This window comes from Burkholderia sp. BCC1999 (genome assembly GCF_905339975.1).
Taxonomy (GTDB): Bacteria; Pseudomonadota; Gammaproteobacteria; order Burkholderiales; family Burkholderiaceae; genus Burkholderia.
This window is the reverse complement of record NZ_CAJPHP010000007.1, coordinates 39507-65176: the sequence shown is the minus strand read 5'-3', so window position 1 is coordinate 65176 and position 25670 is coordinate 39507. Positions and strand designations below refer to the sequence as shown.

Here is a 25670-nt window from a genome sequence, read left to right as displayed (position 1 = left end):
ATGGGACGTCGATATTTCGGCACGGACGGCATTCGCGGTACGGTGGGCGAGGCGCCCATCACACCGGATTTCGTATTGCGTCTCGGCTATGCGGCCGGCAAGGTGCTGGCAGGTTCGGCCGACGTCGCGGCGGGCTCGCGTCCGACCGTGCTGATCGGCAAGGACACGCGCGTATCGGGCTACATGCTCGAAGCCGCGCTCGAGGCCGGCTTCTCGGCGGCGGGCGTCGACGTGATGCTGGCCGGCCCGATGCCCACGCCGGGCGTCGCGTACCTGACGCGCGCACTGCGCCTGTCGGCCGGCGTCGTGATCAGTGCGTCGCACAACCCGTATCACGACAACGGGATCAAGTTTTTCTCGGCTGACGGCAACAAGCTGCCGGACGACACCGAAGCCGCGATCGAAGCGTGGCTCGACAAGCCGCTCGAATGCGCGTCGTCCGACGGCCTCGGCAAGGCGCGCCGCCTCGACGACGCGGCAGGCCGCTACATCGAGTTCTGCAAGAGCACGTTCCCGGCGGCGTTCGACCTGCGCGGGCTGAAGCTCGTGATCGATTGCGCGCACGGTGCCGCGTACCAGATCGCACCGCACGTATTCCACGAGCTCGGCGCGGACGTGATCCCGATCGGCGTCGCGCCGAACGGCTTCAACATCAACGACGGCGTCGGTGCGACCGCGCCGGACGCGCTGGTGCGCGCGGTGCGCGCCAACCACGCCGATCTCGGCATTGCGCTCGACGGCGACGCGGACCGCCTGCAGGTCGTCGATTCGACCGGGCGCCTGTACAACGGCGACGAGCTCCTCTACGTGCTCGTGAAGGACCGGATCGCGACCGACGGCAAGGTCGACGGCGCGGTCGGCACGCTGATGACGAACCTCGCGGTCGAAGTCGCGTTGCAGCGCGAGGGCGTGAAGTTCGTCCGTGCCGCGGTCGGCGACCGCTACGTGCTCGAGCAGTTGCGTGAAAACGGCTGGCAGCTCGGCGCGGAAGGGTCGGGCCACATCCTGTCGCTCGACCGGCACTCGACCGGCGACGGCATCGTGTCGGCGCTGCTCGTGCTGGCCGCGCTGAAGCGCAGCGGCCGTACGCTCGCGCAGATGCTCGATGGCGTCACGCTGTTCCCGCAGAAGCTGATCAACGTGCGGATGAAGCCGGGCGCCGACTGGAAGGGAAGCGCATCGATTCGCGCGGCGATCGACGCGGCGGAAGCCGCGCTCGCCGGCAGCGGCCGCGTACTGATCCGCGCATCGGGCACCGAGCCCGTGCTGCGCGTGATGGTCGAGGCGCAGCAGGCAGCCGATGCAGTGCGCCATGCGGAGACGATCGCCGACGCAGTGCGCGCTGCGACAACCTGACGCAAGGTGGCGGCGCGGGGCGGTCCTTTCGCCCGCGCGCCGGCGTTCCGATGAATGGACAGGCGGCGCCTTCGGGGCGCCGTCATTTCGTCAGACGCAAAGGTTTGCGATATCCATGGGAGCGCGTTTTCGCACACGCATTCCTTCTACCCAATAAACCCTCCGACCCCGGATATCCGGCCCGCTGCCGACAGGGGCTTCACCTCCCGCCGGCGCTGCGCTACGATCCGCCGGCACACCCGCGAAACGGGTGTCCGCCACGTCCTTGCCAGGCAGGCAATTCTTGCCGCCATCGCCGTTCCGGTGCCGCCCGGGCGCCACTCGCACCGCCCTCGCTATTCCCTTTCAACCAGTCATGTTACTGTCACGCCAGTTTCATCGATTGTCACATTACCGTCATGAGGAGCCCCTAACCTTCGCGGTGCCGTAGTCATCCGCTCACACACTGGAGGTCTCATGAAATTGATGCAAACCGCGATTGCCGGCCTGGCTGGCGCGCTTTTCGCCGTCGCCGCCCACGCTGCCGACATCACGGGCGCAGGCAGCACGTTCGCGATGCCGATCTATACGAAATGGGCTGCCGACTACCAGCAGTCCGGCGGTTCGAAGGTCAACTACCAAGGTATCGGCTCGTCGGGCGGCCTGAAGCAGATCGTCGCGAAGACGGTCGATTTTGCCGGTTCGGACGCTCCGCTGAAGGATGAAGAGCTCGCGAAGGAAGGCCTGTTCCAGTTCCCGACGGTGGTCGGCGGCGTGGTGCCGGTCGTCAACGTGCCGGGCGTGAAGGCCGGTGAACTGACGCTGTCGGGCCCGCTGCTCGGCGACATCTACCTCGGCAAGATCAAGAAGTGGAACGACCCGGCGATCGCCGCGCTGAACCCGAAGGTCAAGCTGCCGGATACGGACATCGCCGTGGTTCGCCGCGCTGACGGTTCGGGCACCAGCTTCATCTGGACGAACTACCTGTCGAAGGTCAACGACGAGTGGAAGTCGAAGATCGGCGAAGGCACGACGGTCAACTGGCCGACGGGCACGGGCGGCAAGGGCAACGACGGCGTCGCGGCCTTCGTGCAACGCCTGCCGGGCGCGATCGGCTACGTCGAATGGGCGTACGCGAAGAAGAACAACATGGTCTACACGGCCCTGAAGAACTCGACGGGCACGGTGGTCGAGCCGAAGACGGAAACGTTCAAGGCCGCTGCTGCCGGCGCGAACTGGTCGAAGTCGTTCTACCAGATCCTGACGAACCAGCCGGGCAAGGAAGCATGGCCGGTCGTCGGCGCGACGTTCGTGCTGCTGCACGCGAAGCAGGACAAGCCGGAGCAGGGCGCCGAAACGCTGAAGTTCTTCAGCTGGGCGTTCAAGAACGGCGAGAAGGCTGCTGACAGCCTCGACTACATCTCGCTGCCGTCGGCAGTCGAAGTGGAAATCCGCAAGCAGTGGAAGGCGAAGGTGACGGACGCTTCGGGCAAGGCAGTCGCCGCCGAGTAAGCAATGCAGCGGTTCGCTGCCCGGCCGCGCCGGTCGGGCAGTGTGTGCGGTAAAGCCGGGCGTTATGGCGCCCGGCAATCAAAAGCAGGCACCCATGTCTGATATTTCCTACACGTCCTCCCGATCGCCAGACGGTGCGCAGCACGCGCCGAGCCGTCTCGGGGATGTCCTGTTCGGCGGCCTCGCTCGGCTCGCCGCGATCGTGACCCTGCTGTTGCTGGGCGGGATCATCGTTTCCCTGATCATTGCGTCGATGCCGACCATCCAGAAGTTCGGCCTCGGCTTCCTGTTTCAATCCGAGTGGGATCCCAACTCGGACGCCTACGGCGCACTCGTGCCGATCTACGGCACGATCGTGACGTCGATCATCGCGCTCGCCATCGCGGTGCCCGTCAGCTTCGGCATCGCACTGTTCCTCACCGAATTGTCGCCCGTCTGGCTGCGCCGCCCGCTCGGCATCGCGATCGAGCTGCTCGCCGCGATTCCGTCGATCGTGTACGGCATGTGGGGCCTGCTCGTGTTCGCGCCGATCTTCGCCGAATACTTCCAGAAGCCGATCGGCCGCCTGTTCAAGGACGTCTGGGTGCTCGGTCCGCTGACGGCGGGCCCGCCGATCGGCATCGGCATCCTCGCGGCCGGCGTGATCCTCGCGATCATGATCATCCCGTACATCGCATCGGTGATGCGCGACGTGTTCGAAGTCACGCCCGTGCTGCTGAAGGAATCCGCGTACGGGATCGGCTGCACGACCTGGGAAGTGATGTGGAAGGTCGTGCTGCCCTATACGAAGACCGGCGTGATCGGCGGCGTGATGCTCGGCCTCGGCCGCGCGCTCGGCGAGACGATGGCCGTGACCTTCGTGATCGGCAACACCAACCTGCTCGACAGCGTGTCGCTGTTCGCACCGGGCAACAGCATCACTTCGGCGCTCGCGAACGAATTCGCCGAGGCGCAGCCGGGCCTGCATACGTCCGCGCTGATGGAACTGGGCCTGATCCTGTTCGTGATCACGTTCGTCGTGCTGTCCATCTCCAAACTGCTGCTGCTTCGTCTCGAGAAGGGAGAGGGCAAGAAATGAGCGAGCCCATCATGAATTTCCCGGGGCCGAGCGGTGCCGCGCTCGAAGCGATGCGCAACCGCCTGCAGCGCAAGCGCAAGGCCATCAACGCGATCGCGCTCGCCGCGGCGCTCGGTGCGATGGCATTCGGCCTGCTGTGGCTCGTGTGGATTCTCTACACGACGATTCACCTCGGTATCGGCGGCCTGTCGCTGCAACTGTTCACCGAATCGACGCCGGCACCGAACACGGAAGGCGGCGGTCTCGCGAACGCGATCGTCGGCAGCTTGCTGTTGTGCGGCTTCGGCACGCTGGTCGGTACGCCGATCGGCATTCTCGCGGGCGTCTATCTCGCCGAATACGGCCAGAAGAACCTGTTGGCGAGCACGATCCGCTTCATCAACGACATCCTGCTGTCGGCGCCGTCGATCGTCATCGGCCTGTTCGTGTACGCGATCGTCGTGGCGAAGTCGGGGCGCTTCTCGGGTTGGGCCGGCGTCATCGCGCTCGCCCTGCTGCAGATTCCGATCGTGATCCGCACGACCGAGAACATGCTGAAGCTCGTGCCGAATGCGCTGCGCGAAGCGGCCTTCGCGCTGGGTACGCCGAAGTGGCGGATGGTGCTGAAGATCACGCTGCGTGCGTCGGTCGGCGGGATCGTGACGGGCGTGCTGCTCGCGGTCGCCCGGATTGCCGGCGAAACGGCGCCGCTGCTGTTCACGGCACTGTCGAACCAGTTCTTCTCGTGGGACATGAGCCAGCCGATGGCGAACCTGCCCGTCACGATCTACAAGTTCGCGATGAGCCCGTTCGCGGAATGGCAGTCGCTCGCATGGGCGGGCGTGTTCCTGATTACGCTCGGGGTGCTCGGACTCAACGTCCTGGCGCGCTCGATCTTCTCGAAAAAGTAACGGCGGAGCAATCCGATGAATATGGCAGAGAGCCACCTGAATCCTGTCGAGCGCACCGCTGCGCCCGCCGGCACGCATGACGCGGCGAACGATCGCCCGCTCGCGCCGCTGAACGCGAAGATCGAGGTCAACAACCTCAACTTCTTCTACAACAAGTTCCACGCGCTGAAGAACATCAACCTGCGCATTCCGGACGGCAAGGTGACCGCGTTCATCGGCCCGTCGGGTTGCGGCAAGTCGACGCTGCTGCGCACGTTCAACAAGATGTTCGCGCTCTATCCGGAGCAGCGCGCCGAAGGCGAAATCCTGATGGACGGCGAGAACCTGCTGACGACGAAGCGCGACATCTCGCTGCTGCGCGCGCGGATCGGCATGGTGTTCCAGAAGCCGACCCCGTTCCCGATGTCGATCTACGACAACATCGCGTTCGGCGTGAAGATGTTCGAAAAGCTCACGCGTTCGGAAATGGACGACCGCGTCGAGTGGGCGCTCACGAAGGCCGCGCTGTGGAACGAAGTAAAGGACAAGCTGGGCCAGAGCGGCTACGGCCTGTCGGGCGGCCAGCAGCAGCGTCTGTGCATCGCGCGCGGCATTGCAATCCGTCCGGAAGTGCTGCTGCTCGACGAGCCGTGCTCGGCGCTCGACCCGATCTCGACGGGCCGCATCGAAGAGCTGATCGCGGAGCTGAAGAGCGACTACACGGTCGTGATCGTCACGCACAACATGCAGCAGGCCGCACGCTGCTCGGATTACACGGCCTACATGTACCTGGGCGAGCTGATCGAATTCGGCGAAACCGAAAAGATCTTCATCAAGCCGGTGCGCAAGGAAACGGAAGACTACATCACCGGCCGTTTCGGCTGATGACGGAGAACAACAGCCATGTCGGATAAACATCTGTCGAGCCAGTTCGACGCGGACCTGAATGCCGTGTCGTCGAAAGTGCTGGAAATGGGCGGGCTCGTCGAGTCGCAGATCGTCGGCGCGATGTACGCGCTGAACGAATTCGATCGCGAGACGGCCGAGAAGGTGATCGCGGCCGAGGAAACGCTGAACGCGATGGAAGTCGACATCGACCAGGAGTGCGGCAACATCATCGCGCGGAGGCAGCCTGCCGCGCGTGACCTGCGTCTTTTGATGTCGATTTCGAAAACGATTACGAACCTCGAGCGCGCCGGCGACGAGGCCGAGAAGATCGCGAAGCGCGTGCGCCGCCTGGTCGACGAGCCGGCCGCGCGCACGGTCAATATCGCCGAGATCAAGGTGTCGGGCGAGATGGCCGTGACGATCCTGCGCCGCGCGCTCGACGCGTTTGCACGCCTCGACACGGTCGCGGCCGCGCAGATCGTCAAGGACGACAAGGAGATCGACCTGGAATTCCGCGCGTTCGTGCGCAAGCTCGTGTCGTACATGCAGGAAGATCCGCGCACGATCTCGGTCGGTCTCGAGTACCTGTTCATTGCGAAGGCAATCGAGCGGATCGGCGACCACGCGAAGAACATCGCCGAGTTCATCATCTACATCGTGAAGGGCACGGACGTGCGGCACCAGCCGCGCGACACGCTCGACCGTGAAGCCAACAGTTAACACGACCCAGCACAGGAAAAAAAGAGGTGCCGATGCCCAGCAACATTCTCGTCGTTGAAGATGAGCCCGCGATTTCCGAACTGATCTCGGTGAATCTCCAGCACGCCGGTCACTGCCCGATCCGTGCGTACAACGCCGAACAGGCGCAGAACCTGATCAGCGACGTGCTGCCCGATCTCGTGCTGCTCGACTGGATGCTGCCGGGCAAGTCCGGTATCGCGTTCGCGCGCGACCTGCGCAACAACGAACGGACCAAACACATCCCGATCATCATGCTGACTGCTCGCGGCGACGAGCAGGACAAGGTGCTCGGCCTCGAAATCGGCGCGGACGACTACGTGACGAAGCCGTTCTCGCCGAAGGAACTGATGGCGCGGATCAAGGCCGTGCTGCGCCGCCGCGCGCCGCAGCTGACCGAGGACGTCGTGTCGATCAACGGTCTGCGCCTCGACCCGGCCACGCATCGCGTCGCCGCGCACGGCGACGGCAGCGAGATCAAGCTCGATCTCGGCCCGACCGAGTTCCGCCTGCTGCATTTCTTCATGACGCATCCGGAACGCGTGCACAGCCGAACGCAACTGCTCGACCAGGTGTGGGGCGACCATGTGTTCGTCGAGGAGCGTACCGTCGACGTGCACATCAAACGATTGCGTGCGGCCTTGAAACCGGCCGGTTGCGATGCGATGATCGAGACCGTGCGCGGCAGCGGCTACCGGCTCGCCAAGCACGCGTAACGTATTCGGGCGTGCCGTGTGCCGCGGCATGCCGTTCATTCTTTCGGACGCTGAATCATGAACATCATCTGGGCGCGCTTTCTGGTGTCGCTCGTGCTGCTCGTGCTGATCGGCGTATTGGTCGGCGTCTTCGCCGGCCCGACCGCGGGCCTCGTGTTCGTGGTCGTGATGCTGATCGCGCAGGGCTTTTTCAGCACCTTCCATACGCAGCGTCTGTGGCGCCTGCTCGACGCGCCGGTCTACGGCGAAGTGCCGAGCGCGCCGGGCATCTGGGGCGAGATCTACTATCGCCTGCACAAGCTCGCGAAGCAGTGGCATGCGCAGGTGCGGCAGGTCGAGCAACAGCATTCGCGCTTCATCCAGGCGATCCAGGCGTCGCCGAACGGCGTCGCGATGCTCGACGACCACGACCAGATCGAGTGGTGCAACGCGATCGCCGAGGTTCATTTCGGCCTCGATGCGAAGCGCGACCTGCGCCAGCACATCACGAACCTGGTGCGCCATCCCGACTTCGTCCGCTACCTGAATGCGCAGCACTACGACGAGACGCTCATGATGCGCGGCATGGGCGACTCGCGGCAGAACGTGCTGGCCGTGCAGGTGTTTCCGTACGGCGAGAACCGCAAGCTGCTGCTCACGCAAGACATCACCGAGCTCGAGCGCACCGACGCGATGCGCCGCGACTTCGTCGCGAACGTGTCGCACGAGCTGAAGACGCCGCTCACCGTGCTGTCGGGCTTCCTCGAGACGATGCGCGAGCTGCCGCTGAACGAGGAAGACCGCGCGCGCTATCTCGAGATGATGGAGCAGCAGGCCTCGCGGATGCGGCACATCGTGACCGACCTGCTGGTGCTCGCGAAGCTGGAAGGCGAGAGCAAGCCGCCGCTCGATCGCGCGATCGACATGCGCGCGGTGTTCGATCATCTGAAGGAGGACGCGCGGACGCTGTCGAACGGGCATCACGACATCGCGTTCACGATCGACGAGACGCTCGGCGTCACGGGTGCGCAGACGGAGCTGTTCAGCGCCTTCGCGAATCTCGTCACGAACGCGATCCGCTATACGCCGGAAGGCGGCAAGATCGTCGTCACGTGGCGGCGCGAGGGTGCGCAGGGCGTGTTTTCCGTCACGGACAGCGGCTTCGGCATTCCGGCTGCCGATCTGCCGCGGCTCACCGAGCGTTTCTATCGCGTCGACCGCAGTCGTTCGCGCGACACGGGGGGGACCGGGCTCGGGCTCGCGATCGTCAAGCACGTGCTGCAGCGGCACGACGCGCACCTGTATGTGCAGAGCGAGGAAGGGCGCGGCAGCACGTTCACCGCGCGGTTCCCGGGCTCGCGCATCATCGCGATCCGGCCGGCCGCGTACGAGGCGTGATCGCGTAGCGGCCTGTCCGGTCAATAACAAAGCGCAGCCCGCGGGCTGCGCTTTTTTGTTGGCGGGGCGGCGCGCGACCGGCGCGCCGCGTCCGCTTTACGAGCAGAACTTCGCGAGCAGTCCGAGTTGCGCGTTACGGATCGTCTTGCCGGAGCGGCGGCGGCGGTAGTGGCCGTCGCTGTGCATCTGCCACGCCGACTGGTTGTCGCCGAGGCACACCGACAGGCCCTCGGCGATCACGCGCCGCTTGAGCTTGCGCTCGCGGATCGGGAATGCGACTTCGACGCGGCGGAACAGGTTGCGGTCCATCCAGTCGGCGCTCGACAGATAGACGTCCTCTGCACCGCCCGCGTGGAAGTAGTAGATCCGGTGGTGCTCGAGGAAGCGGCCGACGATCGAGCGCACCGTGATGTTTTCCGACAGCCCCGGCACGCCGGGCTTCAGTGCGCAGACGCCGCGCACGATCAGGTCGACCTTGACGCCTGCCTGCGACGCTTCGTACAGCGCGGCGATCACGGACGGCTCCAGCAGCGCGTTCATCTTCGCGACGACGCGCGCACGCTTGCCGGCGCGCGCGTTGTCGATTTCCGCGCGGATCGCGTCGATGATGCGCGGATGCAGCGTGAACGGCGACTGCCACAGCTCGTGCAGCGAGAGTTCGCCGCCGATCCCCGTCAGTTGCTGGAACACGTGATGGACGTCCTCGCAGATCTTCTGGTCGGCCGTCATCAGCCCGAAGTCGGTGTAGAGGCGTGCCGTGCGCGGGTGGTAGTTGCCGGTGCCGAGGTGCACGTAGCGGCGCAGCGACGCCTTGCCGGCCTGCACGACGCGCCGCACGATCAGCATCATCTTCGCGTGGCACTTGTGGCCGACCACGCCGTACACGACATGCGCGCCGACGGCTTCGAGCTGCGACGCCCAGTTGATGTTGGTTTCCTCGTCGAAGCGCGCGAGCAACTCGACGACGACGGTCACTTCCTTGCCGTTGCGCGCGGCTTCCATCAGCGCGTCCATCAGCGGCGAATCGGTGCCGGTGCGGTAGATCGTCTGCTTGATCGCGACGACGCTCGGGTCCTTCGCGGCCTGCTGCAGCAGTTCGAGCACGGGCTGGAAGCTCTCGTACGGGTGGTGCAGCAGGATGTCGCCGTTGTCGATCGCGTCGAACATCGTCGGCGCATTCGTGATCGCGGCCGGAATCGACGCGGTGAACGGCGTGAACTTCAGGTCGGGGCGGTCGACGAGATCGGGAATCTGCATCAGGCGCACGAGGTTCACGGACCCGGCCACGCGATAGCAGTCCTTGTCGCCGAGTTCGCTTTCCTCGAGCAGGCGCCGCACGATGTGCTGCGGCGTGTCGGCCGAGACTTCGAGACGCACCGCGTTGCCGAGGTGGCGCGCGGGCAGTTCGCCCTGCAGCGCGACGCGCAGGTTCGTGATTTCGTCTTCGTCGACGAACAGCTCGCTGTTGCGCGTGATGCGGAACTGGTTGCAGCTCTTCACGACGAGTTGAGGGAAGAGTTCGCCGACGAAGCGCTGCATGAACGAGCTCAGCAGCACGAAGCCGTGCTCGAAACCCGAGAGCGCATGCGGCATGCGCACGACGCGCGGCAGCGCGCGCGGCGCCTGCACGATACCCATCACGGCCTGGCGGCCGAACGCGTCGCGGCCTTCGAGCTCGACGACGAAGTTCAGGCTCTTGTTCAGCACGCGCGGGAACGGGTGGGCCGGATCGAGGCCGATCGGCGTCAGCACGGGCAGCAGCTCGTCGAGGAAATAACGCCGCGCCCATTCGAGCTGCTCGTCGTTCCACGTGTCGCTCGCGTGGAAATAGATGCCTTCCTGTTCGAGCGCGGGCAGCACGGTTTCGTGCAGCATCGTGTACTGTCGATGGACGAGCCGCTGCGCGCGTTCGACGACGAGATCGTAAGCATGCTGTAACGACATGCCGTCGGGTGTCAGTGCGCCGGGGTTGTCGCGGATCTGTTCCTGAAGGCCGGCCATGCGGACTTCGAAGAATTCGTCGAGGTTGCTGCTGGTGATGCAGATGAAACGGAGGCGCTCGAGCAACGGGATTTGAGGGTCGGCCGCCTGGGCCAGCACGCGCTCGTTGAAACCGAGGATGCCGAGTTCACGATTGAGAAGCGGGTAACGGACGGACATCGGCAGGGTAGGGGGTGATTCAGGCGATGATTCAAAAGGACGCTCGGAAACTCTCACGGTACGATGACGTGCTGATGACAATACTGTATTTATATCGGCAAATTCTACGCTGGAACCATTTCGTCTCATAAATGTTTTGGCGATATGGAATCGAGCAGTGTGCATGCCCGTGAAGCGTGGTAATGGCAAGCGTTCCACGCTTAAAATGTCGCCTTTGATTGATCGCCCTGGGTTGCCGGTCCGGCTGCCGCGGGCGAACGCGCACGGAGCCCCCTTCAGATGGTTACAACTCCCCACTTGCTGGCTGCCGTGGATCTCGGCTCGAACAGCTTCCGGCTGATCGTCGGTCGCGTCGAGGAAACGCCGGCGGGCAGCCAGATCTATCCCGTCGACGCGCTGCGCGAGCCCGTTCGGCTGGCCGCGGGCCTGTCGAGCGACAAGATGCTCGATCGTGCGTCGCAGGAGCGTGGCTGGGAGGCGCTCAAGCGGTTTGGCGAGCGCCTGCGCGATTTTCATCCCGATCATGTGCGGGCGGTGGCGACCAACACGCTGCGCGTCGCGAAGAACGCCGGCGAGTTTCTCGGCGAGGCTGAAGCGGCGCTCGGTTTTCCGATCGAAGTGATCGCGGGCCGCGAGGAAGCGCGGCTGATCTATGCGGGCGCCGCGCACTCGGTGCCGGCGAGCGCCGGCAAGCGGCTCGTCGTCGACATCGGCGGCGGCTCGACCGAATTCATCATCGGCTCGCACTACACGCCGATCGTGATGGAGAGTCTGTATATCGGCTGCGTAAGCCACAGCCGCACGTTCTTTCCGGCCGGCAACGTCGACGAATACACGATGCGGCAGGCCGAACTCGCGGCCAAGCGCGAGATCCAGATCATTTCGAGCGAGTACAAGAAGGCCGGCTGGGACCAGGCGATCGGTTCGTCCGGCACCGCGCGTGCGCTTGCGGAACTCGTCGAGGCGAACGGCTTCAACGATCCGGGCATCACGCACGGCATTTCGCGCGGCGGACTCGAGCGCCTGAAGCGCGCGCTGATCAAGTCGGAGAACGTCAACCGGCTGAAGCTGGTCGCGCTGAAGCCCGATCGCGTGCCCGTGCTCGCGGGCGGCCTCGCGATCATGCTCGCGGTGTTCGAGGAACTCGGCGTCGATTACGTCGATACGACCGACGGCGCGCTGCGTCTCGGCGTGCTGTACGACCTGCTCGGCCGGACGCAGCACGAGGACATGCGTGCGGTGACCGTCGAGGGCTTCACGCGTCGCTACGGCGTCGATCGCGCGCAGGCCGAGCGGATCGGTGCGCTCGCCGGGCGTTTCTACGACGAACTCGAGGAAGACGACGAAGAGGCGCGCGAGGAAGGACGGATGTTCCTCGGCTGGGCGGCCGCGTTGCACGAGATCGGCCTGTCGATCTCGCACAGCGCGTATCACAAGCATTCAGCCTATATCGCGAGCAACGCGGACATGCCGGGTTTTTCGCGCACCGACCAGGCGCGGCTCGCCGCGCTCGTGCTCGGTCACGCGGGCAAGCTCGGCAAGCTGTCGCAGGCGCGCGAGGTCGAGTGGCCGCTGCTGTTCTGCCTGCGGCTCGCGGCGCTGCTGTGCCGGCGCCGGACCGATGCGGGGCTGCCCGACATTTCCGTTTCGCAGATGAAGAAGGGCGGGTATGAAGTGCGCTTGCCGAGCGCGTGGGTCGAGCAGAACCCGTTGACCGACTACAGCCTCAGCCAGGAGGCTGCCGAGTGGGAGAAGGTCGGTATCCCGTATCGCGTGGTGTACACCGGCGCGTAACGGGCCGATAGCGCGGCCTGGAGGCGTTGGACGGGAGCGTGGTTGCGGCACCCTCAGGCGTGCCGCACGACCGTCCTGGCGGCTCGCTCAATCCGACGAGCAGACGATCGCGGTCAGGAACGGGAACGCCTGCTTGACCGTCGCGTCGCTGCCGGCCTTGCGCACGGCTTCCTCCACCGAACTCTTCGTGCCGCGTACCACGACGCCGTAGGCCCAGTCGCCGATCGGCGTACCGTCGCCCGGACGGAAGATCGGGTCGTTCGCCTGATAGCCCAGCACGACATAGACGCCGAAGCCGTATGCGGTCAGCGGGTGGCTCGTGCGGAACGCGTTGACCGAGTTCGATTCGACATGCATGGGCTCCGACTGGATGTCGCCGGCGGCGAGCAGCGGCGCGACGAACTTGTGGCCGGTCGAATGGCAGTCGAGCGCATTGTCGAGCGCCTTGGCCGAAGCGGTGCCGACGCTCGCAAGTGCAAGCAGCGACGCGCAGAGGGCGGTCTTGAGAATGTTGTTTTTCATGCGCGGGTGCGGGTTGTTCACGCGCATTATCGCGTGTTCCCGGAAGTGCCGTGCGCGGGTTGCGGGCAGCGGCCCGAGCGTTGTCGCGTCGGTGCCCCAATGAATCCCTACAATGAATTAAAGGTGCGAGCCGGGTGACCGCACGTGCGATTCAGCGGCCCGGAAACGGAAAAGGGGCTACGGTGTTTAACCGTAACCCCTTGATTCCTTGGTCGGAGCGATAGGATTCGAACCTACGACCCTCTGATCCCAAATCAGATGCGCTACCAGGCTGCGCTACGCTCCGACGAGCCAAAGATTATATCGGTACGTGCCAGATTAGGTCAATCGCAATATGCGGGTAAATGCCGCGGCGGTGAACCGCCGCGATTTGCGACAATTTGCGCGGTAATCGGCCGTACCCGTGCGCATGTGTGTGCGGACGCTCGCCGAAGCAAGGAGAACATCATGATGAACCTGATCCTGTGGCGTCACGCCGAAGCCGAAGACTACGCGACGAGCGATCTTGCGCGCCAACTGACCGTTCGTGGCCGCAAGGACGCGCAGGCGATGGCCAAATGGCTGCGCAGCAGGCTCGAGACGAACAGCGTGATCCTCGCGAGCCCGGCGGCCCGTACCGTGCAGACGGTCGAGGCGCTGACCGATCAGTACCGGACCGTCGAGGCGCTCGCACCGGGCGGCAGTGTCGACGACGTGCTGGAAGCGGCAGGCTGGCCGGAAGGCATCGCGCCGACGGTCGTGATCGTCGGACACCAGCCGACGCTCGGCAGCGTCGCCGCGCAATTGATCGCCGGCAGCAACGACAGCTGGAGCGTCAAGAAGGGGGGAATCGTGTGGTTGGCGAGCCGCACGCGTGACGGCAGCCGGCAGGCCGTATTGCGCGCGGTATTGACGCCGGAACTGGTGTGAAGCCCGGCTGAATGGGTTTGAAGGGATTCATCATACGGTTTCGCAAGCTTTCTGCTAAAGTCAATTCGGCGACACGTCATTGAAAGGACACAGTCGTGCCACATAACGGTCACGGCCGATTACTACATTGGCGGGCATGTCGCCTTATTCCTTACGACCAGGAAAGCCTAATGCGAGAACTGCCGACGCCTACGCTCCCTTTTGCCTCGCTGCCCCTCGACACGTCGCGGCGCCACCTGCCGCGCGCCAGTGAAACCGTCACATCGGAGTATCGCCTGCGCGCCGCATGGGCCCGCACGGAAGACGAATTGCGCGAAGCCCAGCGCCTGCGCTACAGCGTGTTCGCCGAAGAGATGGGCGCGCAGGTCAGCGGCCCGTCCGGTCTCGACGTCGATCCGTTCGACGCGTACTGCGACCACCTGCTGGTTCGCGATCTCGACACGTTGAAAGTTGTCGGCACGTATCGCGTGCTGCCGCCGCACCAGGCAGCGCGCGTCGGCCGCCTCTACGCCGAAGGCGAATTCGACCTGTCGCGCCTCACGCACCTGCGCGGCAAGATGGTCGAGGTCGGCCGCTCGTGCGTGCACAGCGACTACCGCAGCGGCGCCGTCATCATGGCACTGTGGGGCGGCCTCGGCGCGTACATGATGCAGAACGGCTACGAGACGATGCTCGGCTGCGCGAGCGTGTCGATGGCCGATGGCGGCCACTACGCGGCGAACCTGTACCAGTCGCTGTCGGCCGGTTCGCTGACGGCGCCCGAGTATCGCGCGTTCCCGCACACGGCACTGCCGGTCGACGAACTGCAAACGGGCACCGTCGTCGCGCCGCCGCCGCTGATCAAGGGCTACCTGCGTCTCGGCGCGAAGATTTGCGGCGCACCGGCCTGGGATCCCGACTTCAACTGCGCGGATTTCCTGACGCTGTTCCGCCTGTCCGACATCAACGCGCGCTACGCCCGCCACTTTCTGGGCTGAGTCGCCTGAATCGCGTCGCGCCCGTTGCGGGCGCGCGCAAGCGAACGCCGTCGTGCGGCCATGGCCATGCGACGGCGCTCTTGCATTCGGCCCTGATAATTTCCGGAGTGTGCGGTTTCCGGCGTGCCGCGGGACGGCACGTTTCCGGGCGGCCCGGGTTCGATACGGGCCGGACTGCAGGATGGCTTGCTCAGTGCTTGCGCCGCCAGTCGAGCAGGTGATGTTCCGCCATCCAGTGGTGGATCATCCCTTCGCCGTCATGGCTACGCTTGTATTCGCGCGACTCGAAGTAGGACAGCGCGACCAGCACCATCAGGCCAATGAACAGGCCGATCAGGCCCGCAATTTCTTCAGACGACATGGCAGCCTCCTTTCCACGGCACAGCGCCATGCGTACATAGTAGGACATGCGCGGCGCGACCCTGAAAGCGGATTTCCGCTAGACTCGGCGCGGTCCCGGCGCGCGATGGGCGCACCGTTTTCCGGAGCCATACCCGATGACCCGTTTCATGCTGGCCGTGCTGGCCGCGTCCTTTCTCGCCGGCTGCGGCAGCGACCCACATCAGGCTCGCCGCGGCCACCCGCCGGAAGATCCGGCCGACTATCACGGCGTGCCGACCGACATGACGCCGCCGTCGATGCTCGACGCGCCGCCGCCGAAACCGACGCAGTAACAGCCTGGCCTGCCGTCACGCGTGGGCGGTGGACGTCGCCTGCGCGTCGGCGCCGATGCGTCGCAGCAGCCCGGGCAGGTAGCGCGCAAGCGTCGCGCCGCGCGCGGCCATGAACAGCAGCAGCGCGAACCAGAGGCCGTGATTGCCGAACGTGCCGACGGCGGCGAGCGTGGCCGCAATGAAGATCGAGAACGACACGACCATCGCACGCATCAGCGATTGCGTCTGCGTGGCGCCGATGAAGACGCCATCGAGCAGGAAGCCCCAGACCGACACGATCGGCGAGATCGCAGCCCATGGCAGATAGCGCAGCGCGACGGCGCGGATCTCGGCCTGATCGGTCAGGCGCGCGACGATCCAGCCGCCCGCCGCCCAATAGACGAGTGCGAACAGCAGAGCGCCGAGTGCCGACCAGAGCAGCGTGACGCGTACGGCCTGCCGGAATGCGCGGCGGTCGCGTGCGCCGGCCGCCGCGCCGACGAGCGCCTCGGCCGCGTGCGCGAAGCCGTCGAGGCCATAGGCCATGAAGGTCTGGAAATTCAGCAGCAGTGCGTTTGCCGCAAGCGTCGCGTCGCCCTGTTTCGCACCGAGGTGCGCGAACCAGCCGAACGCGCCGAGCAGGCACAGCGTGCGCAGGAAGATATCGCGATTGAGCGCGATCAGCCGTTTGAGCGCGACGCGGTCGGCGAGCGCGCGCACCGCGATCGGCGCAAGGCCGCGCGGGCGCAGCCGCCACAGGATCCACGCGCCAAGCGCGAAACCGCAGGCATCCGCGGTGGCGGTTGCGGCGCCGATGCCGGCGATGCCCCAACCGAAGCCGTACACATAGAGCAGGACGGCGCCGATGTTCACCGCGTTGATGAACACCTGCGCGACGAGCGCGAGCCGCACGCGCTGCACGCCGAGCAGGTAGCCGAGTACGACATAGTTCGCGAGCGCGAAAGGCGCGCTCCAGATCCGCGCATGGCTGTACGCGAGCGCCGTCGCGCGGACGGCATCGCTGCCGCCGAGCGCGGACAGCGCGAACGACAGCAGCGGCACCTGCAGCGCGAGTACGGCCGTGCCGAGCGCGAATGCGACGATCAGTGCGCGCAGCAGGTTCAGGCGAATCCCGGTGGTGTCGCCGGCGCCGTGCGCCTGTGCGACGAGACCGGTCGTTCCCATCCGCAGGAAGCCGAAACCCCAGAATACGAAATTGAAGAACAGCCCGCCGAGCGCGACGCCGCCCAGATACTGCGCGCCGTCGAGGTGACCGGCGACGGCCGTGTCGACGGCGCCGAGGATCGGCTGGGTCAGGTTCGCAAGGACGATCGGGAAGGCGAGCGCGAGGACGCGCCGGTGCGTGACGGTGGCCGAGCCGGCGCCGGCCCCGTGCGGTAACGCGGATTCAGACATGGCGGACGCGTCAGGCGCGTTCCTGCACGCAGACCCACGGCGAGACGACGACCGCCCACAGCTCCGGGTTGCGCGCCGCGTAGTCGGCGGCCGTTTCGGCCGGCATGCGTGCGACGAGGCCGGCCGACAGCCAGCGCGTGACCTGCTCGGCATCGTCGCTGGCAACCGCTTCCGCGACGCTGACGAGATCGAGGTCGCGCGCGACGGACAGCAGCTTGCCCTGCGCGAAGAAGCGTTCGAGATCGCACCAGTCGATCTTGGCGGTCTCGCCGAGGAGTTTGGCGTAGAGCGGGCTGTGCGACACGCCCGCGGCGGATTGGTGATCAGAGGACATCGGTTTCTTGGAAAAACTGCGTGGCGCCACTATAAACCATCCGGCCGCACGGGCCGAGCCGCCGGCGGGCGGTTCATGCGTCGCGCAGTGCGCGGCGCACGATCTTGCCGGTCGCGGTCATCGGCAGGCTGTCGACGAACGCGATCGCGCGCGGATACTCGTGTGCGGCGAGCCGCGTGCGCACGTGTGCCTGCAGCGCGAGCACGAGCGCGTCGTCGCCGATGTGGCCGGGATTCAGCACGACGAACGCCTTGACGATCTCGGTGCGCGTCGCGTCGGGCACGCCGACGACGGCCGCCATCCGCACCGCCGGATGCGTGAGCAGGCAGTCCTCGATCGGGCCCGGGCCGATCCGGTAGCCGGCGCTCGTGATCACGTCGTCGTCGCGGCCGACGAAGCGCACGAAGCCGTCGGCGTCGATCGTGCCTGTATCGCCGGTGAGCAGGTAGTCGCCCGCGAACTTGTCGCGCGTCGCATCCGCGTTGCGCCAGTATTCGATGAACATCACCGGGTCGGGGCGGCGCACCGCGATGCGACCTTCGACGCCCGGCGGCAGCGGCGTGCCGTCCGCGTCGACGATCGCGACTGCATGACCGGGCACAGCCTTGCCGATCGCACCGGGCTGCGCGTCGAACAGCGCCGCGCACGATGACAGCACCATGTTGCACTCGGTTTGCCCGTAGAACTCGTTGATCGTCACGCCGAGCGCGTCGCGCCCCCAGGCCGTCAGTTCGGTGCCGAGCGACTCGCCGCCGCTCGCGACCGATTTCAGCGACAACGCATAGCGTTCGCGTGGCCGCTCCACGGCGCGCATCAGCTTCAGCGCGGTGGGCGGCAGGAACGCATGCGTGACGCCGTGCCGGGCCATCAGCGCGAACGCCGCGTCGCCGTCGAACTTCTCGAAGCGGCGCGCGAGCACCGGCACGCCGTGATGCCATGACGGCAGCAGCACGTCGAGCAGGCCGCCGATCCACGCCCAGTCGGCCGGCGTCCAGAACAGGCGCGCGTCGCGCGGGAAGCATTGCTGCGACATCTCGACGCCCGGCAGGTGGCCGAGCAGCACGCGATGGGCGTGCAGCGCGCCTTTCGGTTTGCCCGTCGTGCCGGACGTGTAGATGATCACCGCCGGATCGTCGGCGGCCGTGTCGGCCGGCACGAAATCCGGCGTTTCGGCGGCGAGCGCCGCGTCGTAACGCAGCACGCCCGGCGCGTCGGGGGCATCGTCGCCGACGCAGTAGACGGTATGCAGCGCCGGCAGTTGCGCGCGCAGCGGTGCGATTTTTGCGTAGCCGGCTGCGTCGGTGACGAGCGCGGCCGCCTCGCTGTTCGCGAGCCGGTATTCGAGCGCATCGACGCCGAACAGCGTGAAGAGCGGCACCGCGATTGCACCGAGCTTGTACGCGGCGAGGTGTGCAATGGCCGTTTCGGGCCCTTGTGCGAGAAAGATGCCGATCCGGTCGCCGCGTCGCAGGCCGGCGCGCGCAAAACTGTTCGCGAGCCGGTTAGAAGCATTCTTCAAGTCGTCGAACGTGAGGCGGAACACGTCGCCCTGCGCCGTTTCGTAGATCAACGCGAGGCGACCGCTGCCGTCGGCCCATTTGTCGCAGACGTCCACGCCGATGTTGTAGCGGGCCGGAATGTCCCACTGGAAGCGGGAGAGCAGTTCGTCGTAGCGGTCGGCGGCGGGCAGCATCGCAGTGTCTCCTGGGTGTCGATCGTGGCGTCGGGCGCACGGCTTACATCAGGTTTTCACGCAGACGAATCCACAATGGTGTCTGCTGATAGGGAATGTTCGGACTCGTCCAATAGCCACGGCTCAGTGCACGATTCCACAATGACGCATAAGATCAAGTCAAAACAGTGATGTGACCATGGATTTGCTTCTGATAGCTGCGGGGTTCAGCCTGATCGGAATCGGTGTGCTGGTGGCGTTTGCTCGTCACGTCGATCCGCTGTCCGGCCGTTTCACCGGACGTCTGCGCAAGCGCTGACTCAATCATTTTCGTGTTTCGCCGCGACGGCACGCGATGCGTGCCGGCATCGCGTGTCGTCCGTCGTGCGCTCAGCGCGACGGCAGGTAGCGCGACGGGTCGATCGACCGGCCGCCGTAGCGCAGCTCGAAATGCAGCGCGACGCGATCGCTGTCGCTGTTGCCCATTTCCGCGATCGACTGCCCCTGTGTTACCGACTGGCCTTCCTTCACCAGTAGCGCGCGGTTATGCGCGTAGGCGGTCAGGTAGTCGGCGTTGTGCTTCAGGATGATCAGGTTGCCGTAGCCGCGCAGCCCGTTACCGGCATAGACCACGACACCCGGCGCGGCTGCGACCACCGGCGTGCCCGGTGAGTTCGCGATGTCGATCCCCTTCGATTTCGAGCCGTCGAACGTGCGGACCACATTGCCGGCCGCCGGCCAGATCAGCGAAATGCTCGTGGCCGGCTTGACGGCCGATTCAACCGGCGCGGATGGTGCGGGGCGCGCGCGGCCGGCGCTGCCGGTGCCGGTGGTCGACGGCGTCGATGCGGTCGTCGTGCCGGGCGGCGGCGCGACGCGCAGCACCTGGCCGACTTCGATCGCATCGGGATTCGTCATCTGGTTCCAGCGCACGACGTTCTGCACTGACGTGCGGTTGTCCCGCGCGATCTTGTAGAGCGTGTCGCCACGCTCGACGCGATAGAACCCGGGGCCGACGGGCGCGGAGCCGCACGCGACGAGCAGGGCGGCGCAGGCGGCTGCGAAGAGTCGCTTCGTTGTTGTTCCGAACATTGAACCTCGCAAAACCCTGCCGCGGGTGATGCGGCAGGCAACACAAAACGTCCGATTTTAACGGGTTCGACCCACGCACCGCAGTTTGGGCCGTTGCCGGGGCCGTCGCGCGCCGGTCTGGCGCGCCGCGTATCAGCCGGCGAGCGGGCGCACGCGAATGCGCAGCGTGGCCGTTTCGGTCGCGCCCGGCGCGAGCATGCGCAGCCCGAGGCCGTTGTGGATCGCATCGGGCAGGCCGAGCCACGGCTCGACGCAGTAGAAGTCGGAATCCGGTTTTTCGGTCCAGGTCGTGACCGCGTACCACGGGATCGAGCCCGGCACGTCGAGCGCAATCTCGATCGTGCGGCGGCGGCCCGGCATCACGATGCGCACCGGCGCGGACGGCTCGCCGTCGAGGCAGTGGAAGCGGTCGACGATGTCCGGATCGTCGAGGCGGTACTGCGCTTCGCCGGGTTCGAGCGGGCTGATCGAGCCATTCGGGCGCTGCTGGCAACTGCGGGTCGGCGGCAGTTCGAGCGTGGTTTCGGCGCGTTCGCCATGCGGCAGCGCGAAATAGAAGTGGTGGCCGGCGTAGTAGGGCAGCGGTGTGTCGCCGCGATTGGTTGTCGTCAGCGCGACGTCGAGCGTGTGCGCGTCGGTCAGCCGGTAGGTCGTCTCGAACCGGAAATCGAACGGGTAGCTCGCGTGCAGCGCGTCGTTCGCGTCGAGCGTCATCGACAGCGCGCATCCGTCGGCCGACGGATGCGCGTCGAACGGCAGGTCGCGCGCGAAGCCGTGCATCGGCAGGTCGCGGACCACGCCGGCGGCATCGCGCCAGCGGCCGAGTTCGCCGTCGACGCGGTGGCGGCCGAGGAACGGGAACAGCAGCGGATTGCCGCCGCGCACGCGGGCGAGGTTGCTCCAGTCGGCCGTTTCCGGCCAGAAGATGATTGGTTCGCCGTCGACGTGCCAGGACAGCAGGCGGCCGCCGAATTGCGGAGCGACCCGGACGAGCGACGGGCCGGCGTGAAGTTCGTGGATATCGTGTTGCTGGAAGATCGGCATGGCGAATCGGATTGAGCGGGTGGACGGAGCAACGCGCGTTCCATTATCGGGCCGCCGCTGCTCGGGGAAAACCCTTCTCGGGAAATTGCGAGTTTTTAACATTCTCAACGGTCTGGATAATGCGTCTAAACCGGTGATGTTGCCGGGTCATGACACTTCGAGGAGGGGGCCATGGATCTGGCAATGGCAATGGGCATCGCACTGTTCGGCATGTTCACCGGCAGCACGGTATTATTTTTCTATCAGCTCGGCCGCTGACGGCAATTCCTGCCGAAGTCGACAGGCCCGCCATGCAAATGGCGGGCTTTTTGCTTTCTGTGCGCTTACAAATTGCAAGCGTTTGTGTGCATTGCCGCAATAACCTGCCAAATGCCTTGGCGCAGTAATCCTGGCTCGGCATAATCGGGGCGCGTTTTTTCGGACGCGCATCGCGGCGTCCGTCTTTCTTCCCGCTTAATCTCGACTAAAAGGACCGACGCGTGAGTCTCTGGTTTCTGGTATTCCTGAGCGTCCTGCAGGGCGTCACCGAACTCTTCCCCGTCAGCAGCCTGGGCCATACGCTGCTCGTGCCGGCGCTGTTCGGCATGCATATCGACAAGCACGCGCCGCAACTGCTGCCGTTCCTCGTCGCGCTGCACCTCGGCACCGCGCTGGCGCTGCTGTGGTACTTCCGCGCGCGCTGGATCGCGCTGATCAGCGGTTTCTTCGCGCAGCTCGGCGGCCGCAAGAACGATGACGGCCACCTGATGTGGGCGCTCATCATCGGTACGATTCCGACCGGCATCGTCGGGCTGCTGCTCGAGAAGCGCATCGAGCGCGTGTTCCACGATCTGCGGATCGTCGCGATCGCGCTGATCGTGAACGGCGTGCTGCTGTGGCTCGGTGATCGCATCCAGCGCAGCCGCGCGCATCAGGCGCCCGAGAAGATGACGTTCAAGCAGGCGTTCTTCGTGGGTCTCGCGCAGATCGGCGCACTGATTCCGGGTTTCTCGCGCAGCGGGCTGACGATGATCGCGGGCAACGCGGCCGGGCTGACGGCGGAGAAGGCGGCGGAGTTTTCGTTCCTGCTCGGCACGCCGATCATCTTCGCGGCAGGCGTGCTCGAACTGCCGAAGCTGTTCCATGCTCGCGACCAGCTCGCCGATGCACTGCTCGGCGGCGTGCTGACGGCGATCGCCGCGTACCTGAGCGTGCGGTTCCTGATGCGCTATTTCGAAGGGCGCGGCCGGCTCGCGTCGTTCGGCGTGTATTGCGTGATCGCCGGCGTGTTCTGTCTCGGCTGGTTCATGCTGCATCCGCAGCCGGTTTGAGGCTGTGACGGCCCGATTCGCGTGATGTGATGCGATGATCGGGTATAATTTCGGGCTCGGTTTCGTACCGGGCCCGTTTTGTTTCGGGGCTTTGGGTTTGGCGGTGCTGTCGCCGCTGCCTGAAGCCCGGTACCGAATGCGGTCCGGGTCAGGCCGTGTCTTTTCTCCCCGACCGCCCTTAGCTCAGCTGGATAGAGCAACGGCCTTCTAAGCCGTAGGTCACACGTTCGAGTCGTGTAGGGCGGGCCAGCTTGATCAATTGATGACCTTCGCGAGCCCACCCGGGTGACGCCAATCCATCACTCCACCGTCACCGATTTCGCCAGATTCCTCGGCTTGTCGATATCCGCGCCGCGCAAGCACGCTGCGTGATACGCGAGCAATTGCAACGGCACGACGTGCAGGATCGGCGACAACAACCCGTAGTAATCCGGCATCCGCAGTACCGACACGCCTTCGCTGTTGTCGATCCGCGTATCCGCATCGGCGAACACGTAAAGTTGCCCGCCACGCGCCCGCACTTCCTGCATGTTCGACTTGAGCTTTTCGAGCAGCGCGTCGTTCGGTGCGATCGTCGCGACCGGCATCGTGTGCGTCACGAGCGCGAGCGGCCCGTGTTTCAGCTCACCCGCCGGATACGCTTCCGCGTGGATATACGAAATCTCCTTCAGCTTCAGCGCTCCTTCGAGCGCGATCGGGTAGTGCAGCCCGCGCCCGAGAAACAGCGCATTCTCGTGCTGCGAGAATTCCGCCGCCCAGCGCTCGATCTGCGGCTCCAGCCCGAGCACGTCTTCGAGCGCACCGGGCAGCCGCCGCAGCTGCGTCGTGTAGCGCGCGAGCTGCGCGTCGTCGACGTAGCCGCGCAGCCGTCCGAGCGTGACGACAAGAATGAACAGCGCGACGAGCTGCGTCGTGAACGCCTTGGTCGACGCGACGCCGATTTCCGGGCCGGCCCGCGTCAGGAAGCGCAGGCCAGTCTGACGCATCATCGCGCTGGTCGGCACGTTGCAGATCGCCAGCGTGTCGATATGGCCGAGCGCCTGCGCGTACTTGAGCGCGGCGAGCGTGTCGGCGGTCTCGCCGGATTGCGATACGCTGACCACCAGCGTGTTCGGCATCGCGAGCGCATCGCTGTAACGGTACTCGCTCGCGATTTCGACCTGCGCGGGGATGCGCGCGATCGTTTCGAGCCAGCGGCGCGCGGTCAGGCCGGAATAATGGCTCGTGCCGCACGCGAGAATCAGCACGTTGTCGATCTGCTCGAACGCGCGCGCGGCATCCGGGCCGAACACGGCCGGATCGAACAGCCCGGCGTCCGGGATGGTCGCGGCCACGGCCTGCGGTTGCTCGAAAATTTCCTTCTGCATGAAGTGCCGGTACGGCCCGAGTTCGACCACACCCTGTGCGGACGAAACGGTCTGTATCGCGCGCTCGATCGGCGCACCGGTGCGATCGAGCACCCGCACGCCACCCGGCGTCAACTCGACGATGTCGCCTTCCTCGAGAAAGATGAAGCGGTCGGTGATGCCGGCAAGCGCGAGTGCATCGGAAGCGAGAAAGCATTCGCCATCCTTCACGCCGACGACGAGCGGTGAGCCGGCCCGCGCGCCGATCAGCCGCTGCGGCTCGTGTTTGCTGAACACCGCGATCGCGTAGGCGCCGTGAAGCTGCGACGTTGCATCGCGTACGGCGGTGAGCAGGTCGCCGCGATACTTGCTGTGGATCAGGTGGGCGACGACTTCGGTGTCGGTCTGGCCGTCGAATTCGTAGTGTTCGTCGGACAGTTGCTTGCGCAACGTTTCATGGTTTTCGATGATGCCGTTGTGCACGAGCGCGATCTCGTCGCGGGAGAAGATCGGGTGCGCGTTGCAGGTTGCGGGCGCGCCATGGGTCGCCCAGCGCGTGTGGGCGATGCCGGTGCTGCCGGTCAGGCCGGCGCTGCGCACGTGCGCGTCGAGATCGGCGACGCGCGACATGCTGCGCTCCCGTCGCGCCTGGCCGTTGACGACCGTCGCCACGCCACATGAGTCGTAGCCGCGATATTCGAGGCGGCGCAGACCTTCAATCAGAATCGGGACGATGTCCCGTTGCGCGACCGCGCCGACGATGCCACACATGACACGTCTCCTTCCCTGTAAATTCTCCTGGGCCGCATGCACGCTGTGTCAGCGCGACGCAGTCTCCGTCGCCTCCGCCGTCGTGAAGCCGCACTGGGCGGGCGCGACGGGGTCGGCCATCCTGCTTTCGAATGCGAGATAAAGCGATTCCTCCAGTACGTTCCAGTGCGCGCCATGCCGGTACGGGCCCGATCGCGCATGCCAGCAGGCGACCGTGCTCCAGTCGTTCATCTTGAATGCGACCAGCGCAATCAAGCCCCATGGATAATCGCTGCCGGCCAGTTGCAGCCAGGTCTTGCCGTATTTCTGCATCCACTGCGCGTAGATCGTCTCGTTCGACTGGTCGGGAACCTGAATCCCCGACAGGAGCGGGAAGATCTGTGCGACTTTCGCCGGATAGAAGCTCGTGTCGCTGATGCGCTGCGTACTCGCGCGAAAGCCGGATTGCGTGCCGCGCCAGAACACCTTCAGGATCGCGGACGAGAGCCGGTCGGCGCGCTGGCTCCACGGGCCCGCGTGCGCGTAGTCGGCATGCCGGACGTAGTACGCGGCGAGCGCCTGGAACGCGCTGTGTACCTCGACGTTGTCCATCAGCAGCGCGACGTGCAGCGTCGACGAGATCTGATAGACGCCGGCGGGCTTGCTGAGCAGCGTGTCGAGATGCGCGCCCGCGCGGTTCAGGCTGAGTTCCCACGCGGCGGGCATCCCGTCGGGCGGCGCGAAGCGGGAGAGCAGTTCGATCCACGTCGCCATCATCGAGTCGTCGGCGTCGGCCTCCGCGCATGTGCTGTACTGGCCGCTCTTCACGCAGTAGCGATCGAAGCCGCCGTCGGGGCGCTGACGCGGCAGCAGCCACGCGATCCATGCGAGTGCGGCCTGATGAGCGTCAAGCCCGGCATCGGCGGCGGCGAGCAACGCCTTCGCCGCAAAATATGGATCGATACCGGCGCCATTCAGGCGCACGGTGATCGCGCCGTCGGGGCGCTGGTACAGTCCGTTGAGCTGGAGTTCGGCGGCGCTCGCGTGCAGCGCGAAGCCGAATGCCGAGACACAGCAGGCAACGCACCACAGGCGGCATAGCCGGGAGGTGGCCGCCACGCGTGCGCGTGCGGCCGGGAAAAGCGCGGGCCGGTTCATGATCGGGGGCTCCTGCGCGG

General features: G+C 65.8%; 23 protein-coding genes and 2 tRNA genes. 14 read left to right on the top strand and 11 right to left on the bottom strand.

From position 1 onward, the window contains the following. The 8 genes from glmM to phoR all read left to right on the top strand — a co-directional run bounded on the left by glmM (nt 1) and on the right by phoR (nt 8513). Entirely contained in the window at nt 1-1356 is a 1356-nt protein-coding gene (gene glmM / locus U5809_RS11655) for a phosphoglucosamine mutase (RefSeq protein WP_176047003.1), read from the top strand. Nucleotides 1357-1812: 456 nt separating this feature from the next. Continuing rightward, complete coding sequence (gene pstS, locus U5809_RS11650; protein WP_176047004.1) at nt 1813-2847, top strand: phosphate ABC transporter substrate-binding protein PstS; 1035 nt, start codon at nt 1813-1815, stop codon at nt 2845-2847. Nucleotides 2848-2941: 94 nt separating this feature from the next. Beyond that, nucleotides 2942-3925: a phosphate ABC transporter permease PstC gene (pstC, locus tag U5809_RS11645; RefSeq protein ID WP_322086618.1), complete on the top strand. Its 984-nt coding sequence runs from the start codon at nt 2942-2944 to the stop codon at nt 3923-3925. Further along, nucleotides 3922-4815: a phosphate ABC transporter permease PstA gene (gene pstA, locus U5809_RS11640; protein ID WP_176047006.1), complete on the top strand. Its 894-nt coding sequence runs from the start codon at nt 3922-3924 to the stop codon at nt 4813-4815. The genes pstC and pstA overlap by 4 nt, the downstream gene beginning before the upstream one ends. A 15-nt stretch (nt 4816-4830) precedes the next feature. Continuing rightward, the gene (pstB, locus tag U5809_RS11635) at nt 4831-5679 is read left to right on the top strand and encodes a phosphate ABC transporter ATP-binding protein PstB (RefSeq protein WP_034186662.1); all 849 of its coding nucleotides are present in this window, start codon (nt 4831-4833) and stop codon (nt 5677-5679) included. Nucleotides 5680-5697: 18 nt separating this feature from the next. Further along, nucleotides 5698-6402, top strand: a complete 705-nt coding sequence (phoU, locus tag U5809_RS11630) for a phosphate signaling complex protein PhoU (protein ID WP_176047007.1) — start codon at nt 5698-5700, stop codon at nt 6400-6402. A gap of 32 nt (nt 6403-6434) precedes the next feature. Further along, a complete protein-coding gene (phoB, locus tag U5809_RS11625; protein ID WP_006750313.1) occupies nt 6435-7136 on the top strand; it encodes a phosphate regulon transcriptional regulator PhoB in 702 nt (233 codons plus the stop codon). A gap of 57 nt (nt 7137-7193) precedes the next feature. After that, a complete protein-coding gene (gene phoR, locus U5809_RS11620; protein ID WP_322086617.1) occupies nt 7194-8513 on the top strand; it encodes a phosphate regulon sensor histidine kinase PhoR in 1320 nt (439 codons plus the stop codon). 96 nt (nt 8514-8609) lie between these two features. On the opposite strand, the gene ppk1 is transcribed toward phoR, so the two are convergent. Beyond that, on the bottom strand, nt 8610-10673 hold the full coding sequence (ppk1, locus tag U5809_RS11615) for a polyphosphate kinase 1 (protein ID WP_322086616.1): 2064 nt from the start codon (nt 10671-10673) through the stop codon (nt 8610-8612). A gap of 279 nt (nt 10674-10952) precedes the next feature. On the opposite strand from ppk1, the gene ppx reads away from it, so the two are divergent. Further along, entirely contained in the window at nt 10953-12467 is a 1515-nt protein-coding gene (gene ppx / locus U5809_RS11610) for an exopolyphosphatase (RefSeq protein ID WP_176047010.1), read from the top strand. 87 nt (nt 12468-12554) lie between these two features. Here the strand turns inward: ppx and U5809_RS11605 are convergent, their stop codons facing one another. Next, nucleotides 12555-12989, bottom strand: a complete 435-nt coding sequence (locus tag U5809_RS11605) for a hypothetical protein (RefSeq protein WP_322086615.1) — start codon at nt 12987-12989, stop codon at nt 12555-12557. Between the two features lie 209 nt (nt 12990-13198). Continuing rightward, nucleotides 13199-13275: transfer RNA gene (locus tag U5809_RS11600), tRNA-Pro, on the bottom strand. A 161-nt stretch (nt 13276-13436) separates the two neighbouring features. Here U5809_RS11600 and sixA point away from each other — a divergent pair. After that, entirely contained in the window at nt 13437-13898 is a 462-nt protein-coding gene (gene sixA, locus U5809_RS11595) for a phosphohistidine phosphatase SixA (RefSeq protein ID WP_322086614.1), read from the top strand. A gap of 170 nt (nt 13899-14068) precedes the next feature. Further along, nucleotides 14069-14875, top strand: a complete 807-nt coding sequence (locus U5809_RS11590; RefSeq protein WP_034206968.1) for a GNAT family N-acetyltransferase — start codon at nt 14069-14071, stop codon at nt 14873-14875. A 190-nt stretch (nt 14876-15065) separates the two neighbouring features. On the opposite strand, the gene U5809_RS11585 is transcribed toward U5809_RS11590, so the two are convergent. Next, nucleotides 15066-15236, bottom strand: coding sequence for a hypothetical protein (locus U5809_RS11585; protein ID WP_174380017.1), 171 nt, complete (start codon nt 15234-15236; stop codon nt 15066-15068). Nucleotides 15237-15372: 136 nt separating this feature from the next. On the opposite strand from U5809_RS11585, the gene U5809_RS11580 reads away from it, so the two are divergent. Beyond that, complete coding sequence (locus U5809_RS11580; RefSeq protein ID WP_282507193.1) at nt 15373-15549, top strand: hypothetical protein; 177 nt, start codon at nt 15373-15375, stop codon at nt 15547-15549. Between the two features lie 15 nt (nt 15550-15564). Here the strand turns inward: U5809_RS11580 and U5809_RS11575 are convergent, their stop codons facing one another. The 5 genes from U5809_RS11575 to U5809_RS11555 form a co-directional block, all read right to left on the bottom strand. Further along, entirely contained in the window at nt 15565-16944 is a 1380-nt protein-coding gene (locus tag U5809_RS11575; RefSeq protein ID WP_322086612.1) for an MATE family efflux transporter, read from the bottom strand. Between the two features lie 10 nt (nt 16945-16954). Next, nucleotides 16955-17278 (bottom strand): DUF2288 domain-containing protein, encoded by a 324-nt coding sequence (locus tag U5809_RS11570; RefSeq protein ID WP_322086611.1) that lies wholly within the window; start codon nt 17276-17278, stop codon nt 16955-16957. Between the two features lie 73 nt (nt 17279-17351). Then, complete coding sequence (locus U5809_RS11565; RefSeq protein ID WP_322086610.1) at nt 17352-18971, bottom strand: acyl-CoA synthetase; 1620 nt, start codon at nt 18969-18971, stop codon at nt 17352-17354. A gap of 369 nt (nt 18972-19340) precedes the next feature. Further along, nucleotides 19341-20042 carry a peptidoglycan DD-metalloendopeptidase family protein gene (locus U5809_RS11560; protein WP_282507197.1) on the bottom strand — a complete coding sequence of 234 codons (702 nt, stop codon included), beginning with the start codon at nt 20040-20042 and terminating at the stop codon, nt 19341-19343. 132 nt (nt 20043-20174) lie between these two features. Further along, the gene (locus U5809_RS11555; RefSeq protein WP_322086609.1) at nt 20175-21086 is read right to left on the bottom strand and encodes an aldose epimerase; all 912 of its coding nucleotides are present in this window, start codon (nt 21084-21086) and stop codon (nt 20175-20177) included. 479 nt (nt 21087-21565) lie between these two features. On the opposite strand from U5809_RS11555, the gene U5809_RS11550 reads away from it, so the two are divergent. Continuing rightward, nucleotides 21566-22396 carry an undecaprenyl-diphosphate phosphatase gene (locus U5809_RS11550; protein WP_059649338.1) on the top strand — a complete coding sequence of 277 codons (831 nt, stop codon included), beginning with the start codon at nt 21566-21568 and terminating at the stop codon, nt 22394-22396. A gap of 172 nt (nt 22397-22568) precedes the next feature. Then, a tRNA-Arg gene (locus U5809_RS11545) sits at nt 22569-22645 on the top strand. A gap of 50 nt (nt 22646-22695) precedes the next feature. On the opposite strand, the gene glmS is transcribed toward U5809_RS11545, so the two are convergent. Beyond that, nucleotides 22696-24513 carry a glutamine--fructose-6-phosphate transaminase (isomerizing) gene (glmS, locus tag U5809_RS11540; protein WP_322086608.1) on the bottom strand — a complete coding sequence of 606 codons (1818 nt, stop codon included), beginning with the start codon at nt 24511-24513 and terminating at the stop codon, nt 22696-22698. A gap of 48 nt (nt 24514-24561) precedes the next feature. After that, on the bottom strand, nt 24562-25650 hold the full coding sequence (locus tag U5809_RS11535) for a hypothetical protein (RefSeq protein ID WP_322086607.1): 1089 nt from the start codon (nt 25648-25650) through the stop codon (nt 24562-24564). Nucleotides 25651-25670 lie beyond the last annotated feature (20 nt).